This is a genomic window from Novosphingobium profundi (assembly GCF_018491765.1).
In the GTDB taxonomy this organism is placed as follows: Bacteria; Pseudomonadota; Alphaproteobacteria; order Sphingomonadales; family Sphingomonadaceae; genus Novosphingobium; species Novosphingobium profundi.
In genome coordinates, this window is the sequence record NZ_JABWCU010000008.1 from 91,008 (window position 1) to 105,681 (window position 14,674).

The 14,674-nt window shown below is 67.4% G+C and carries 10 protein-coding genes; 6 read left to right on the top strand and 4 right to left on the bottom strand.

Going from position 1 to position 14,674, the window contains the following annotated elements:
• Positions 1-9 precede the first annotated feature (9 nt).
• Positions 10-741, bottom strand: a complete 732-nt coding sequence (gene trmB / locus HT136_RS10220; RefSeq protein ID WP_214199670.1) for a tRNA (guanine(46)-N(7))-methyltransferase TrmB — start codon at positions 739-741, stop codon at positions 10-12.
• A 190-nt stretch (positions 742-931) separates the two neighbouring features.
• Here trmB and HT136_RS10225 point away from each other — a divergent pair, with 190 nt between their 5' ends.
• The gene (locus HT136_RS10225) at positions 932-1,318 is read left to right on the top strand and encodes a CidA/LrgA family protein (protein WP_214199671.1); all 387 of its coding nucleotides are present in this window, start codon (positions 932-934) and stop codon (positions 1,316-1,318) included.
• A 14-nt stretch (positions 1,319-1,332) separates the two neighbouring features.
• Positions 1,333-2,016: an LrgB family protein gene (locus HT136_RS10230; RefSeq protein ID WP_214199835.1), complete on the top strand. Its 684-nt coding sequence runs from the start codon at positions 1,333-1,335 to the stop codon at positions 2,014-2,016.
• Between the two features lie 102 nt (positions 2,017-2,118).
• On the opposite strand, the gene ctrA is transcribed toward HT136_RS10230, so the two are convergent.
• From ctrA to HT136_RS10250, 3 genes are all read right to left on the bottom strand, one after another.
• Positions 2,119-2,814 carry a response regulator transcription factor CtrA gene (ctrA, locus tag HT136_RS10235; protein WP_214199672.1) on the bottom strand — a complete coding sequence of 232 codons (696 nt, stop codon included), beginning with the start codon at positions 2,812-2,814 and terminating at the stop codon, positions 2,119-2,121.
• A gap of 238 nt (positions 2,815-3,052) precedes the next feature.
• On the bottom strand, positions 3,053-4,540 hold the full coding sequence (locus tag HT136_RS10245) for a DUF5935 domain-containing protein (RefSeq protein ID WP_343222158.1): 1,488 nt from the start codon (positions 4,538-4,540) through the stop codon (positions 3,053-3,055).
• On the bottom strand, positions 4,533-4,748 hold the full coding sequence (locus HT136_RS10250) for a hypothetical protein (RefSeq protein ID WP_214199673.1): 216 nt from the start codon (positions 4,746-4,748) through the stop codon (positions 4,533-4,535). Before HT136_RS10250 ends, HT136_RS10245 begins: the two co-directional genes overlap by 8 nt.
• A gap of 66 nt (positions 4,749-4,814) precedes the next feature.
• On the opposite strand from HT136_RS10250, the gene HT136_RS10255 reads away from it, so the two are divergent.
• The 4 genes from HT136_RS10255 to HT136_RS10270 all read left to right on the top strand — a co-directional run bounded on the left by HT136_RS10255 (position 4,815) and on the right by HT136_RS10270 (position 14,535).
• A complete protein-coding gene (locus HT136_RS10255) occupies positions 4,815-6,077 on the top strand; it encodes a TIGR04063 family PEP-CTERM/XrtA system glycosyltransferase (protein ID WP_214199674.1) in 1,263 nt (420 codons plus the stop codon).
• Between the two features lie 42 nt (positions 6,078-6,119).
• On the top strand, positions 6,120-8,162 hold the full coding sequence (locus HT136_RS10260) for a hypothetical protein (RefSeq protein WP_214199675.1): 2,043 nt from the start codon (positions 6,120-6,122) through the stop codon (positions 8,160-8,162).
• A gap of 277 nt (positions 8,163-8,439) precedes the next feature.
• A complete protein-coding gene (gltB, locus tag HT136_RS10265) occupies positions 8,440-13,080 on the top strand; it encodes a glutamate synthase large subunit (RefSeq protein WP_214199676.1) in 4,641 nt (1,546 codons plus the stop codon).
• Between the two features lie 21 nt (positions 13,081-13,101).
• The gene (locus HT136_RS10270) at positions 13,102-14,535 is read left to right on the top strand and encodes a glutamate synthase subunit beta (protein WP_214199677.1); all 1,434 of its coding nucleotides are present in this window, start codon (positions 13,102-13,104) and stop codon (positions 14,533-14,535) included.
• Positions 14,536-14,674: the final 139 nt, after the last annotated feature.

Below are 14,674 nucleotides of genomic sequence, written 5' to 3' on the forward strand. Positions count from 1 at the left end.
ATCCCCTTCTCACCCCTTCCGGCGATAGCGGAAGTACCAGACCTCGTGCTTGTAGACGGCGCGCGCTTTCGCCTCGTAGCGCGTCTCGGGCCAGCCGCCGGGGCGCTTCTGGAAGGTCTCGGGGCGATCGCAGAGCCATTCGAACTGGTCGGTGTGGCGCTGCATCACCATCAGCGCGTGGCGCAGGTAGATCGCGTGGTCGGTGCCGAAGCGGAACTCGCCGCCGGGCTTCAGCTTGGCCGCGAACATGTCGACCGGTCCGTCGTTCATCATGCGCCGCTTGGCGTGGCGCGCCTTGGGCCAAGGGTCGGGGTGGAGCAGGTAGAGGAACGAGAGCGATCCGTCGGGGATGCGCGCAAGAACTTCGAGCGCGTCGCCATGGTGGATGCGCACGTTGGCCAGCGGAGGCGTCGCCGCGCCCGCGTTCTCGACCCCGCCCGCGACGTGCATCAGCGCCTGCGCAACGCCGTTGATGAAGGGCTCCGCGCCAATGAAGCCGTGGCTGGGCAACATGTCGGCGCGCGCGGCCATGTGCTCACCGCCGCCGAAGCCGATCTCGAAGTGGAGCGGGCGATCATCGCCGAAGAGCACCTCGGACGTGATCGGGCCCTCTTCGGGCATCGCGATGCGGGGCAGGAGGTTGTCGACCAGGCCCTGCTGGCCCGCGCGCAAGGGCTTGCCCTTGGAGCGGCCGTAGAGGCGGTTGAGAGTCGTCGGATCGCCGGGTTTGTGCGCAGTCATGGGGCGCGGCACTGGCAAATGTGCGCGGCGCGGTCAATGCCGCGCGTGCCCGCGAAAATCACGTGCCAGCGCCTCCTGCCTTGGTACAGGCAAAGCCGTTGCACGAATTGCATCGTTGCATTGCGCCGCGAGTCGCGCTTCTTGGACACATCCCGAGGGCTTCACCCGCAGCGCAGGACCCGACCGCCGCATGCTACCCGCCATCTTCCTTCTCCTTGCCTGCCAGTTGCTTGGCGAGGTGCTCCACCAGTTGACTGGGCTCGCGCTGCCCGGCTCGGTGATCGGCATGGTGGTCCTGCTGGGATGGCTGGCGCTGGTCCGGCGCGAGCGCCCGGTGCTGACCGCGGTGAGCGCCTGGTTGACCGCGCATCTCTCGGTGATGTTCGTCCCCTCGGCGGTGGGGCTGATGCAGGAGGGTGACGCACTGGCCCGCTATGGCGTGGGACTGGCGCTCGCGACCGCAGTCTCGACCGTGCTCACGATCGTGGTTACCGCGCTCGTTTTCCGCTGGGCACTCGCCCGATTCACGCCCGACGAGGTGGGCAAGCGCCCGGTTCCCAGCGAGGCGGGCGCGTGAGCGCGCTTTCGGGAATGCTCGCGACGCCGCTCGTCTGGCTCGCCGTCACGCTCGGCGTGTTCGAGGCCTGCGACCAGCTCTCGCGCAAGTCGGGCCGCCACCCGCTGGCCCATCCTGTGCTCTGGGCGACGCCGATCCTGATCGTGGTGTTATGGGTGAGCGGCACGCCCTACCCGGTCTACAAGGACAACACGTTCGCGCTCAGCTTCCTGCTCGGCCCCGCGGTCGTAGGCCTCGCCGTACCGATCTGGGCCCAGCGCGAACGAATCGCCCGCCTTGCCCTGCCGATCCTGCTTTCGCTGACGGCGGGCGCGGTGACCTCGATCGCGAGCGCGGTGGGCATCCTCGCGCTGTTCGGGCCGCCCCGCGAAATCCTCGCCTCGATCGCCCCGCGCGCGACGACCACCCCGGTCGCGATGGCGATCGCCAGCCAATTGGGCGGCATTCCCGCGCTGGCCGCCTGCATCGTGCTGTTCGCCGGGATCGTGGGCGCGATGGGGGCCACGCCGCTGCTCAACCTCCTCAAGCTCGACGACTACCGCCCGCGCGGCTTCGCGCTCGGCGTCTCGGCGCACGGCTTCGGTGCGGCGCGGGCGTTCCAGGTCGATGCGACCGCTGGCGCTTTCGCGAGCCTGGGCATGGCGCTCAACGCGGTGATGACCGCCGCGCTGCTCTCGCTCGTCGCCGCGCTGCTCTAGAGGCAAGCGCCGGAATCGAAACGACCGGCCGCTCCGTTGAGGGAGGGCCGGTCGCTGCAAAGACACTTCACCTCGGCGGGAAGCGCCTTCTGGGGATGGGGGTCAGGCGACTTCCTGAAGCTCGTCGGGATCGCGCAGCACGTAGCCGCGGCCCCAGACGGTCTCGATGTAGTTGGCGCCGCCGCAGGCGTGGCTGAGCTTCTTGCGCAGCTTGCAGATGAAGACGTCGATGATCTTGAGCTCGGGCTCGTCCATGCCGCCGTAGAGGTGGTTGAGGAACATTTCCTTGGTCAGCGTGGTGCCCTTGCGCAGCGAAAGCAGCTCGAGCATCGCGTATTCCTTGCCGGTCAGGTGCACGCGGGCCCCATCGACCTCGACGGTCTTGGCGTCGAGGTTGACGACCAGCTTGCCGGTGCGGATGACCGACTGCGAGTGCCCCTTCGAACGGCGCACCACGGCGTGGATGCGCGCGATCAGCTCTTCGCGGTGGAACGGCTTGGTCACGTAATCGTCGGCGCCGAAGCCGAACGAGCGGACCTTGGAATCCATTTCCGAGATGCCGGAAAGGATCAGGACCGGGGTCTGCACCTTCGCCACGCGCAGCTTCTTGAGCACGTCGTAACCGTGCATGTCGGGCAGGTTGAGATCGAGCAGGATGATGTCGTAATCATAGAGCTTGCCCAGATCGAGGCCTTCCTCGCCCAGGTCGGTCGAATAGATATTGAACCCTTCCGCCGTGAGCATCAGCTCGATCGCACGCGCGGTGGTCGGTTCGTCCTCGATCAACAGAACTCGCATTGGGTCGTCCCCTTGTTGCCCCTGTGCCGCCCCAGGCCCCATGCCGGAAGGTAGCTCGGCCAGTTCGCCCTTGGCCCCGGTAACCGCTTCTCAACGGTCATTGCCATGAATTAACCATAGGTGGAATGAAGGTGAAAGGTTAATTTGCCGTAAAAGCAGGCACGAAGTGTAAGCTATGGAAAGATTCTTATCCCGGCAAGTCCATAGCCGGGTGGTAACCAAGATGGCGGACGGCGCGTCAGCTCAAGGGCGCAACCATGGCTCCCGCGGGCCGGGCCGGTGCTTTGCCTTCGACGTCCCTAATGCGCGGATCCGTGCGCTTCACGTAGCTCCACAGTGCGCATTGCAGGCCGATCAGCATGAGGATGAAGGGCTGGAAGGCGATCCCCACGAAAAGTGAACCGACTAGGTAGGAAACCTGGGCGAGTTGCAAGGCGTTGGCGAGCGGCGCGATCCAGGCTTCGTTCACGGCGCTCGAGCCGGCATCGGTTTGCGCGCGCGAATCGCCTGCAATCGATTCGCCTGAAATCGATTCGCGCGCAATCGAACGGCCCAGCCGCAATTCGCGCCCGGTCCCGGACGGCGCGGACTTCTTGCGATAGCGCCGGCGCACCACTTCCATCTGCCACAGACCCGAGACCTGGAGCAGCAGCCACATGGCCAGCCCGGGGTAACCCTGCTCACCCAGCATTTCGAAATAGCTCGAGTGGAAGGCGCGCCCCTTCTCGACGATATGGTCGCGGGTAATCGTGGTCATTCCCGCCGACGTGTCGGCCGCGACGGTGTCGTAGTCGACATGACTCGAGAGATAGACCTCGAAGCCGCCGCCGAAGGGATGCTCCTTGGCGTAGCCCCAGGTCCATTTCCACACGCCCAGCCGCGTGCTTGCCGACTGGTCGGCCTGGTGATTCTCGATCGTGTCCATGCGCGCGACGAACGATTGGGGCAGGAACGGCACCGCCGCGAAGGCGGCAAGCGCCATGCCCCCCAGGATCAGCACGCGGTGCTTCGCGGTGCGCAGCGAGAGCGCGCAGACGACGGCGAGGCAGACCAGGCCGGTGCGTGCCTGCGTGCCGACCGGGATCAGGCAACACGCGAAGATCAAGGCACTCGCGAAGGTCCAGACCCGCCAGTCGCTGGGGTAGATCGTCGAATGACGGGCCAGCCAGAGAATCACGGGGATGATCGCGATCGCCACGCACGAGAGGATCGAGCCCTCGTAGAGCCCGGTGTTGTTCTCGACGAAGATGCGCAAGGCCCCGTAGCCTCCGCCCCCCATCGCGGTCTTGATCCCGCCGTCGATGATAAGCGCGCTCGCGGCGAGCACCATGACCAGCGTCGCCGCCTCGATCCTGAGGCGCGTGCGCAAGGTCAGCGGCAGGAAGATCGCGAAGACCAGCGCCTTCCACACCCAGGCCCACTTCTCGAGCGCCTCGGCCGGGTAGTCGGCGGTAAGCGTGGTGCCTGCGCAATAGAGCAGCAGCGCGACCATCACCCCCTGGCGCCAGGTGAAGCGCGATCCGTCCTTCGTGTCGAACACGAGCCAGCCCAGAAACGCGGCGGCGAAGGCGATCAGCGAAGTGGGGATCATCGAGAGGAAGCCCCAGGAGATGATCTGCGGGGCAACGATGTCGATATAAAGATAGCACAGCACCCAGACGAAGGGCTTGCGCAGGCCCGCCAGCAGCAGGAACACGAAGAAGGTGGTCAGCGCGAGATTAAGCACCCGGCTCCCCCCGCGCACCGTCCATCGGGGCGGAGCCCGGGACGATCATCGCCCGCTTGCGCCGCGCAGGCCGTTGCGGACGCACAGGCTCCGGCGCGGCCCCAGTGCCTTCGGCCGGATCACGGTCGAGGTCGTCCCGTGCGAGCAGGCGCCAGACGGCCAGGGCGATCAGGCCGTGGGACAGGGCAAGGGCGAGGATGTCGACCATCGATGTTCCTGCTAAGCCCTTTGGGTTGACGCCTCGTTAAGCGTTGTCCTCTAGCAAAAGTGCGCCATGACCACACGCCCCTTACGCATCCTGCACGTGCTCGACCACTCGCTGCCGATGCACAGCGGCTACACCTTCCGCACCCGCGCGATCCTGAAAGCGCAGCAGGCGATGGGCTACGAGGTGCGCGCCGTCACCGGGCCCCGCCAGGACGCCGTGCCGACGGGAGTGCACCTCGAGCAACACGATGGCCTGCATTTCTACCGCACCAGCGGCACCCTGCGCGGTCCGGTGGGCCTGCGCGAGCTGCACGGCATCGCGCTCTTCGCGCAGGGCATCGAGGCGGCGATCGCCGACTGGACGCCCGACTTGCTCCACGCCCATTCACCCGCGCTCTGCGGAGCGGCCGCGCTCAAGGCCGCGCGCCGCCACCGCTTGCCCGTCGTCTACGAAATCCGCGCGTTCTGGGAGGACGCCGACGTTGGCAACGGCACTGGCCACGCCGGTTCGCTCAAGTACCGCCTCACCCGCGCGCTCGAAAACGGGGTCGTGCGCAAGGCCGACGCGGTGGTCACGATCTGCGAGGGCCTGCGCTCGGACCTTCTCGCGCGCGGCGTTCCGCCCGCGAAAGTCTCGGTCATGCCCAACGGGGTCGATCTCACCTTGTTCGGTGCCCCCGCCGCGCGCGAGGAGGCCCTTGCCCGCGAGCTCGGCTTCGTGCGCGCCGACGGCCAGCCCTGCCCGGTGATCGGCTTCATCGGCAGCTTCTACGACTACGAGGGGCTCGACGACCTGATCGCCGCCATGCCGCGGCTGCTCGAACACCAGCGCGACGCCCGCCTGCTGCTCGTAGGCGGAGGCCCTTGCGCCGATGCCTTGCGCGCGCAAGCCGAGCGCTCGCCCGCCGCCCACGCGATTCGCTTCGTCGGCCGCGTCCCCCACCAGGAAGTCGAGCGCTATTACGCACTCGCCGACGTGATGGCCTATCCGCGCAAGCGCAGCCGCCTGACCGACCTCGTCACCCCGCTCAAGCCGCTGGAGGCCATGGCCCAGGGCAAGATCGTCGCCGCCAGCGACGTGGGCGGCCACCGTGAACTGGTCCATGACGGCGAGACCGGCGTGCTCTTTGCGCCCGACGACCCCGAGGACTGCGCCGTGGCCCTTGCCGAACTGCTCGGCGCACGCGATAGTTGGAACCGGATGCGCACGGCGGGCTTTGACCATGTACGCAAACGGCACGATTGGGCTATCAATGCCCGGCGTTATCAAGACGTTTACCAAATGCTGTCACCCGTTGTCGCTCAACCAGGGCCAACCGTCGCGACCTGAACCGCGATACCCGGCCCGCAGAATTCGTGTTTGGGGTGCGAAATGGCCGATCACATGCGCAAGAACCGGGGGGGCAAGCAGCCCATCACCCAGCATCCCTTCTTCCCGGCAATCGTCGCCCTGTGGTGCGGTGCGCTGGCGGGTCTGTGCAGCATCGCCCTGCGCCCCGCGCTCATCGAACAGGCCATCCTGGCGACCGGGCTCGACACGCTCGTGCCGATGGCCGCGCCGCCGCTCGGCGCCACCTTCCGCATCCTGCTTGCGCTCGGCATGACCGGTCTGGGCATTCTCGTGGGCGGACTGCTCGCCCGCCGCATCGTCGCGCCGCGTCCGCTGGCGCGCGAACGCCGCCGCACCGCCGATGCCCTTGCCGAAGAACAGGTCGCGCAACCCGAATCGGCCGAGCCCGCACCGGTTCCCGCCCCCGCGCGCCAGGCGGGCGGACGTCGCCGCGCCCTTGCCAACATGGAGCTCGAGGCCGCCAGCGCGCAGGAAGCCGCGACCGCCCTCGAGAGCGCGCCCGAAGCGGCCGAACCCGCCGACGAAGACCTCGCCCCGATTCCCGCCGCGCCCGATGCCCCGCGCGCCGAGACGCCCATGCGCGAGGAGACCTCCGCCGGCATTCTCGACGTGCGCGCATTCGATCTCGACACTTATCTCGAGCCTGCCGACCCCGCCCCTCTGGCACCGGTCCAGGGCTTTGCGGACGAATCGGCCGAGCAGCACGCAGAGGACGACGCCGAGCTTGCGCTGCCCGCCTTCCTGTCGCCCGCTTCCTCGTCGCCCGCTTCCTTGCCGAACACCGAAACGGACGAGCCCGCTCCCGCCCTCCCCGCCGAGGCGCAAGTCTTCCGCATGCCCGCCCGAGACGAGGCCATCGCCGAGCGTCCGGTGCCCACGGGTGCCGGCCAGCGGCTCTTCGAGGCCTATTCGCAGGCCATCGCCGAACGCACTTCGGCAAGCAGCCCGGCCTCCGGAATGCCCGCCAGCTTCGCCTCCGCGCTGCGCGGCGGCGAGACCGCGGCGCCCGCGCCCGGATTCTCGCTGCTCCCCCGCGATGGCGAGAGCGAAGGCGAATCCCCCGTTTCGCCAGAACCTGTCGTCACGTTCAGCCCGACGCCCGCACCGGTCACGCCGCCCACGCCTGCCGTCGCAGGGCCCGGGGCGCCCGCCGCCGACGCGCCCCACGCGGGCGAGGTGATCCCCTTTTCCGCGACCGAGGCCGGCCGCACCGCCGCGCGCGTCAGCCCCAGCGCCGCAGAACGTCTCGCCGCGAGCGAGCTCGACGAGCTCTCGCAGCTCGAACTGCTCGAACGCCTGGCCCTGGCGATGCGTCGCCGTCGCGAGGAAAGCGAGCGCGGCCTCATGGCCCAGGCCAGCGTGCCCGCGCCCGAAGCCGCCGATGCTCTCGAGCAACCCGCCATCGACGCGGTCACCCCGCAGCCCGCTCAAGACAACGTCTTTGAAGACGTGGTCAGCGAAGTCGCCGCCGCCGAGATCGCTCCCGACGAGCTCGAAACGGCCTTCGAGGCCCCCGCGCCACGGCCGTTCGACGCCCCCGGCGCCGGTCTCGCGGTGCCCGCCGGCCTGCGTCCGGTCGACCCCGAGGCGCTTGACGACGAAATCGAGGCGCTTCCCGGATACATCCCGCCGCGCCACATCCGCGCCCCGCAACCGCCTTTCGCCATGCCGATCGCGGCGAGCGCGGTTCCCGAACCCGTGACCGACGAGACCGGCGATGGCGACGAGGACGAAGAAAGCGTGCTCGAGCAGGGCTACTCCTCCCTCCTCGACCTCTCGCGCCCGCATGGGGAAGCCCAGGGCTTCGTGCGCATCGAGGAACCCGAGAGCGAAGGCGAACCCGAACCGGTGGTGATCTTCCCCGGCGAGGAAGGCCGCAATGCCGCGCCTTTCGCGCGCCGCTTCGAAGAACCGCGCGGCGACATTTCCCAGCCCGTCGCCTTCCCCCGCCAGTCGGGCAGCGAACGCCTGTTCGATGCCCCCCGCACGCAGGACGCCGAAGAGACCGAAAAGGCCCTTCGCACCGCACTCGCCACGCTCCAGCGCATGAGCGGCGCCGCCTGATCGCGCCCTGATCGCGCCCTGCAGGCGCTTTTCGGCCCTTTTTACCCCCTGCCCGGGCGTTTCCGGCAGGGGGTTTTTGATAACAAAATGGCCAAAAATTGGTGGGTCTTGGCATTTTCCTTCGCCACAGGCCCTCAATACGGTTGCAAAATGGGCCCTCTATCGTCATGGGGACCGTGGGGTCACTATGCTGCTCAAGAGCGGCGCTCGATTCGTGCGCGCCGAGCGCACGAAGCGGGTTGCGACCCCTGACAAAATGACAGGATGGATATTATCGATGGGATTTCCTAAGCCCCAGGGCCTTTATGATGCGCGTAATGAACACGACTCCTGCGGTGTGGGCTTCGTAGCCCATATCAAGGGCCAGAAATCGCACGCCATAATTACCCAGGCTCTGGAGATTCTGAAAAACATCGACCACCGCGGCGCCGTGGGTGCGGATCCGCTGCTGGGCGATGGTGCGGGTATCCTCACGCAAATTCCCGATCCGCTGCTGCGCAAGTGGGCGGGCGCCAACGGCCTCGACCTGCCGCAGCCGGGCGATTACGCCGTCGCAATGTGCTTCCTGCCGCGCGACGAAGCCTCGCGCGACTTCGTGACCACCAAATTCGAGAAGTTCATCGCCAAGGAAGGCCAGCGCCTCGTGGGCTGGCGCGACGTGCCGGTCACGCTCGATGGCCTGGGCAAGGCGGTGCTCGAATCGATGCCGGTGGTGCGCCAGTGCGTCATCGCGCGCGGCCCCAACTGCGCCGACCAGGACGCCTTCGAGCGCAAGCTGCTGGTGATCCGCAAGCAGACCCAGAACCCGCTCGCCGCGATGGCCGAGAAGCATGGCCTGCCCGGCCTGACCGAGCTGTACATGCCCAGCTTCTCGAGCCGCACGATCGTCTACAAGGGCCTGCTGCTCGCGACCCAGGTCGGCTCGTTCTACGACGACTTGCGCGATCCGGACTTCGTCTCGGCTCTCGGCCTCGTCCACCAGCGCTTCTCCACCAACACCTTCCCGAGCTGGAAGCTGGCGCACCCGTTCCGCTTCATGGCGCACAACGGCGAGATCAACACCGTTCGCGGCAACGTGAACTGGATGAACGCGCGCCGCCGCACCATGGAAAGCGACCTGCTGGGCGCCGACCTCGACAAGATGTGGCCGCTGATCCCGCACGGCCAGTCGGACACCGCCAGCCTCGACAACGCCTTCGAGCTGCTGCTCGCAGGCGGCTACTCGCTCGCCCACGCGATGATGATCCTGGTGCCCGAGGCCTGGGCCGGCAACCCGCTGATGGACGCCAAGCGCCGCGCCTTCTACGAGTACCATGCCGCGCTCATGGAGCCCTGGGACGGTCCCGCCGCGGTGGCCTTCACCGACGGGCGCCAGATCGGCGCCACGCTCGACCGCAACGGCCTGCGCCCCGCACGCTTCCTCGTCACCGACGATGACCTTTGCGTCATGGCCTCCGAAAGCGGCGTGCTTCCGATCAAGGAAGACAACATCGTGCGCAAGTGGCGTCTCCAGCCCGGCCGCATGCTGCTGATCGACTTCGACGAAGGCCGCATCATCGAGGACGAGGAAATCAAGTCCGCGCTCTCGGAAGAGGAACCCTACGAGACTTGGCTCGAAAAGGCGCAGTACAACCTCGCCGACCTCGACGTGATCGAGCCCGAACTCGCCGAGATCCCCGCCCCCACCGGCTCGCTGCTCGATCGCCAGCAAGCCTTCGGCTACACTCAGGAAGACACCTCGCGCTTCCTCGAGCCGATGGCGATGAACGCCGACGATCCGCTTGGATCGATGGGCACCGACACGCCGATCCCGGTGCTGTCGAACAAGTCGCGCCTGCTTTACGACTACTTCAAGCAGAACTTCGCGCAGGTCACCAACCCGCCGATCGACCCGATCCGCGAGGAACTGGTCATGAGCCTCGTCTCCATGATCGGCCCGCGCCCGAACCTGCTCGGCCATGACGCCGGCACGCACAAGCGCCTCGAAGTCAGCCAGCCGATCCTGACCGACCAGGGCCTCGCCAAGATCCGCTCGGTGGAAGCCGCGCTCGACGGCGCGTTCCGCACCGGCACGATCGACATGACCTGGGACGCCGAGAGCGGCGCCGAGGGCCTCGGCCAGGCCATCAAGGAAATGTGCTGGGCGGCGACCGAAGCCGTGCTCGCGGACAAGAACATCCTGATCCTGTCCGACCGCGCGCAGGGCCCGGACCGCGTGCCCATGCCCGCGCTGCTCGCCACTTCGGCGATCCACCACCACCTCGTGCGCCAGGGCCTGCGCATGCAGACCGGCCTCGTCGTCGAGACCGGTGAAGCCCGCGAGGTGCACCACTTCTGCGCGCTCGCCGGCTATGGCGCCGAAGCGATCAACCCCTATCTCGCCTTCGAGACGATCGAGGAGATCCGGGTCCGCAAGAATCTGCCGATCTCGGCCGAGCAGGCGGCGAAGAACTATGTCTACGCCATCGGCAAGGGCATCCGGAAGGTCATGTCCAAGATGGGCATCTCGACCTACCAGTCCTATTGCGGCGCGCAGATCTTCGACGCTGTCGGCCTCTCGACCGACTTCATCGAGACCTACTTCACCGGCACCGCGACCACGATCGAGGGCGCGGGCCTGGCCGAAGTGGCCGAGGAAGCCGTGCGCCGTCATGCCGCGGCCTATGGCGACAACCCGATCTACGCCAAGATGCTGGACGTGGGCGGCATCTACGGCGCGCGCGTGCGCGGCGAGGAACACGCCTGGACGAGCGAGAACATCGGCCAGCTCCAGCACGCCGTGCGCGGCAACGTGCCCGAAAAGTACAAGGCCTTCGCGCAGAGCATCAACGACCAGTCGGCGCGCATGCTCACCATCCGCGGGCTGATGGAGTTCAAGACCGCCGAAACCGCAATTCCGCTGGACGAGGTCGAACCGGCCAGCGAGATCGTCAAGCGCTTCGCCACCGGCGCGATGAGCTACGGCTCGATCTCGTGGGAGGCGCACACCACGCTGGCGCTCGCGATGAACCGCATCGGCGGCAAGTCGAACACGGGTGAAGGCGGCGAGGATCCCAAGCGCTTCCTGCCCTTGCCCAACGGCGACACGATGCGCTCGTCGATCAAGCAGGTCGCCTCGGGCCGCTTCGGCGTCACCACCGAATACCTCGTCAACGCCGACGACATCCAGATCAAGATGGCGCAGGGCGCGAAGCCCGGCGAAGGCGGCCAGCTGCCCGGCGACAAGGTCGACAAGACGATCGGCGCGACCCGCCACTCGACCCCGGGTGTCGGCCTCATCTCGCCGCCGCCGCACCACGACATCTACTCGATCGAGGACCTGGCCCAGCTCATTCACGATCTCAAGAACGTGAACCCGACGAGCCGCGTCTCGGTCAAGCTGGTCTCGGAAGTGGGCGTGGGCACGGTCGCGGCGGGCGTCTCGAAGGCGCGCGCGGACCACATCACCGTTTCGGGCTACGAGGGCGGCACCGGCGCTTCGCCGCTGACCTCGCTGACCCATGCGGGCAGCCCCTGGGAGATCGGCCTTGCCGAGACCCAGCAGACGCTGATCCTCAACAACTTGCGCAGCCGTGTGGCGGTGCAGGCCGACGGTGGCCTGCGCACCGGGCGTGACGTCGCCGTCGCCGCCCTGCTCGGCGCCGACGAGTTCGGCTTCGCGACCGCGCCGCTCATCGCGGCCGGCTGCATCATGATGCGCAAGTGCCACCTCAACACCTGCCCGGTCGGCGTCGCCACGCAGAACCCCGTTCTGCGCGCCCGCTTCACCGGCCAGCCCGAGCACGTGATCAACTACTTCTTCTTCGTCGCCGAAGAGCTGCGCGCGATCATGGCCGAGCTGGGCTTCCGCACCGTCGCCGAGATGGTCGGCCGCGTCGACCGTCTCGACATGAAGCCGGCGATCACCCACTGGAAGGCCAAGGGCGTCGATCTGTCCAAGATCCTCTACCAGGCCCCGCTGGGCGACAGCCCCTCGCTCAACTGGTCGGAAACGCAGGACCACGGCCTCGAGAACGCGCTCGACAACGCGCTCATCGACGCCGCGGCATCCGCTCTGGAGAGCGGCGAGGCCGTGCGCATCGAAAAGCCGGTGATCAACGTCAACCGCACCGTGGGCGCGATGCTCTCGGGCGAGGTGGCGCGTCGCTACGGGCACAAGGGCCTACCCGACAACACCATCCACGTCGCGCTGACCGGCGTTGCCGGCCAGAGCTTCGGCGCCTGGCTTGCCCACGGCGTCACGCTCGACCTCACCGGCGATGCAAACGACTACGTCGGCAAGGGCCTCTCGGGTGGCCGCGTGATCGTGCGCCAGCCGGGTCACGTGAACCGCGTGCCGAGCGAGAACATCATCGTGGGCAACACGGTGCTCTACGGCGCGATCTCGGGCGAAGCCTACTTCAACGGCGTGGGCGGCGAGCGTTTCGCGGTCCGCAACTCGGGTGCGATCGCGGTCGTCGAAGGCTGCGGTGACCATGGCTGCGAATACATGACCGGCGGCGTGGTGATGGTGCTGGGCAAGACCGGGCGCAACTTCGCGGCCGGCATGTCGGGCGGCGTCGCCTACGTCTACGACGAGGACGGCCGCTTCAAGGATCTCGCCAACACCGCAATGGTCGATCTCCTGCCCCTCACCGCCACCTGCGACGAAGACGAAGGCACCGGCCGTCCGCAGCAGCGCACGGTCAGCGTCAACGACCTCGGCATGGGCGACATGCTGCGCCACGACGCGGACCGCATCCGCGTCCTGCTCGAACGCCACAAGCTGCACACCGGCTCGAGCCGTGCCAGCGAACTGCTCGAGGATTTCGACGCAGCGCTGGGCAAGTTCGTCAAGGTCATGCCGCGCGATTACGCAAAGGCGCTCAAGATGCTCGAAGCCGAGCGTCGCGAAGCCGCCAGCGTCGCGGCCGAATGAATTCGAAGGAATACTGATACAATGGGCAAGGAAACCGGCTTTCTCGAGCTTGACCGCCAGGACCGCACCTATGGTCCGGTCGACGAGCGCCTGAAGAACTACAAGGAGTTCGTGGTCCCCCTTTCGGCACAAACGCTGAAAGGGCAGGCCTCGCGCTGCATGAACTGCGGCGTGCCGCACTGCCACACCGGCTGTCCGGTGAACAATATCATCCCCGACTGGAACCACCTGGTCTACGAGGACGACTTCCGCAATGCGCTGGAAGTCCTCCACTCGACCAACAACTTCCCCGAGTTCACCGGCCGCATCTGCCCCGCCCCGTGCGAGGCGGCCTGCACGCTCAACATCATCGACGAGCCCGTCACGATCAAGTCGATCGAATGCGCCATCGTCGACAAGGGCTGGGCCGAAGGCTGGATCACGCCGAAGATTTCCGCCAGGCGCACCGGAAAGTCGGTCGCGGTGGTGGGCTCGGGCCCGGCGGGCCTGGCCTGTGCGCAGCAGCTGGCGCGCGCGGGCCACTCGGTCACCGTGTTCGAAAAGAACGACCGCGTGGGCGGGCTGATGCGCTACGGCATCCCCGACTTCAAGATGGAGAAGCACCTCATCAACCGCCGCGCCGCGCAGATGGAAGCGGAAGGGGTGACCTTCAAGACTTCGACCGAGGTGGGCGTGAACGTCTCGATCACCTCGCTCAAGGAAAACTACGACGCGATCGTCTTCGCCGGCGGCGCCGAGGATGCGCGCAAGCTGGGCATTCCGGGCTCCGAACTGCCCGGCGTGCGCCTCGCGATGGAGTTCCTCACCCAGCAGAACAAGCGCAACGCGGGCGACGATGAACTGCGCGCCGCCCCGCGCGGCTCGCTCACCGCCACCGGCAAGAACGTCATCGTCATCGGCGGCGGCGACACCGGCTCGGACTGCGTAGGCACCTCGAACCGCCAGGGCGCCAAGTCGGTGACCCAGCTCGAGATCATGCCCAAGCCCCCGGTCCACGAGGACAAGGGCATGTCCTGGCCGTTCTGGCCGCTGAAGCTGCGCACCTCCTCCAGCCACCAGGAAGGCGCGGACCGCGAATGGGCCGTGCTGACCAAGCGCGTCGTGGGCGACAACGACGTCAAGGGCCTCGAATGCGTCCGGGTCGAGTGGAAGGACGGCAAGATGACCGAGGTCGCAGGCAGCGAGTTCACGCTCGAGGCCGACCTCATCCTGCTCGCCATGGGCTTCGTCGGCCCCAAGAAGTCGGGCATGCTCGACCAGGCCGCCGTCGAACTCGACGCGCGCGGCAACGTCAAGGCCGACACGAACGTCTACCAGACCTCGGACGACAAGATCTGGGCCTGCGGCGACATGCGCCGCGGCCAGAGCCTCGTCGTATGGGCGATCCGCGAAGGCCGCCAGTGCGCCCGCTCGATCGACCTCGCCCTCATGGGCGCGAGCGAACTGCCGCGCTGAGCCTACCCAGGCACGCATCGGTTTTGGAAAAGGGGCGTCTTCGGGCGCCCCTTTTTCGTTTCAGAAAGCAAGTCGATTTCCAAGGGGCCATCGCCCCTTGACCCCATTACCGTCGAGGGGAGCTTGGGCCGGTAGCGGG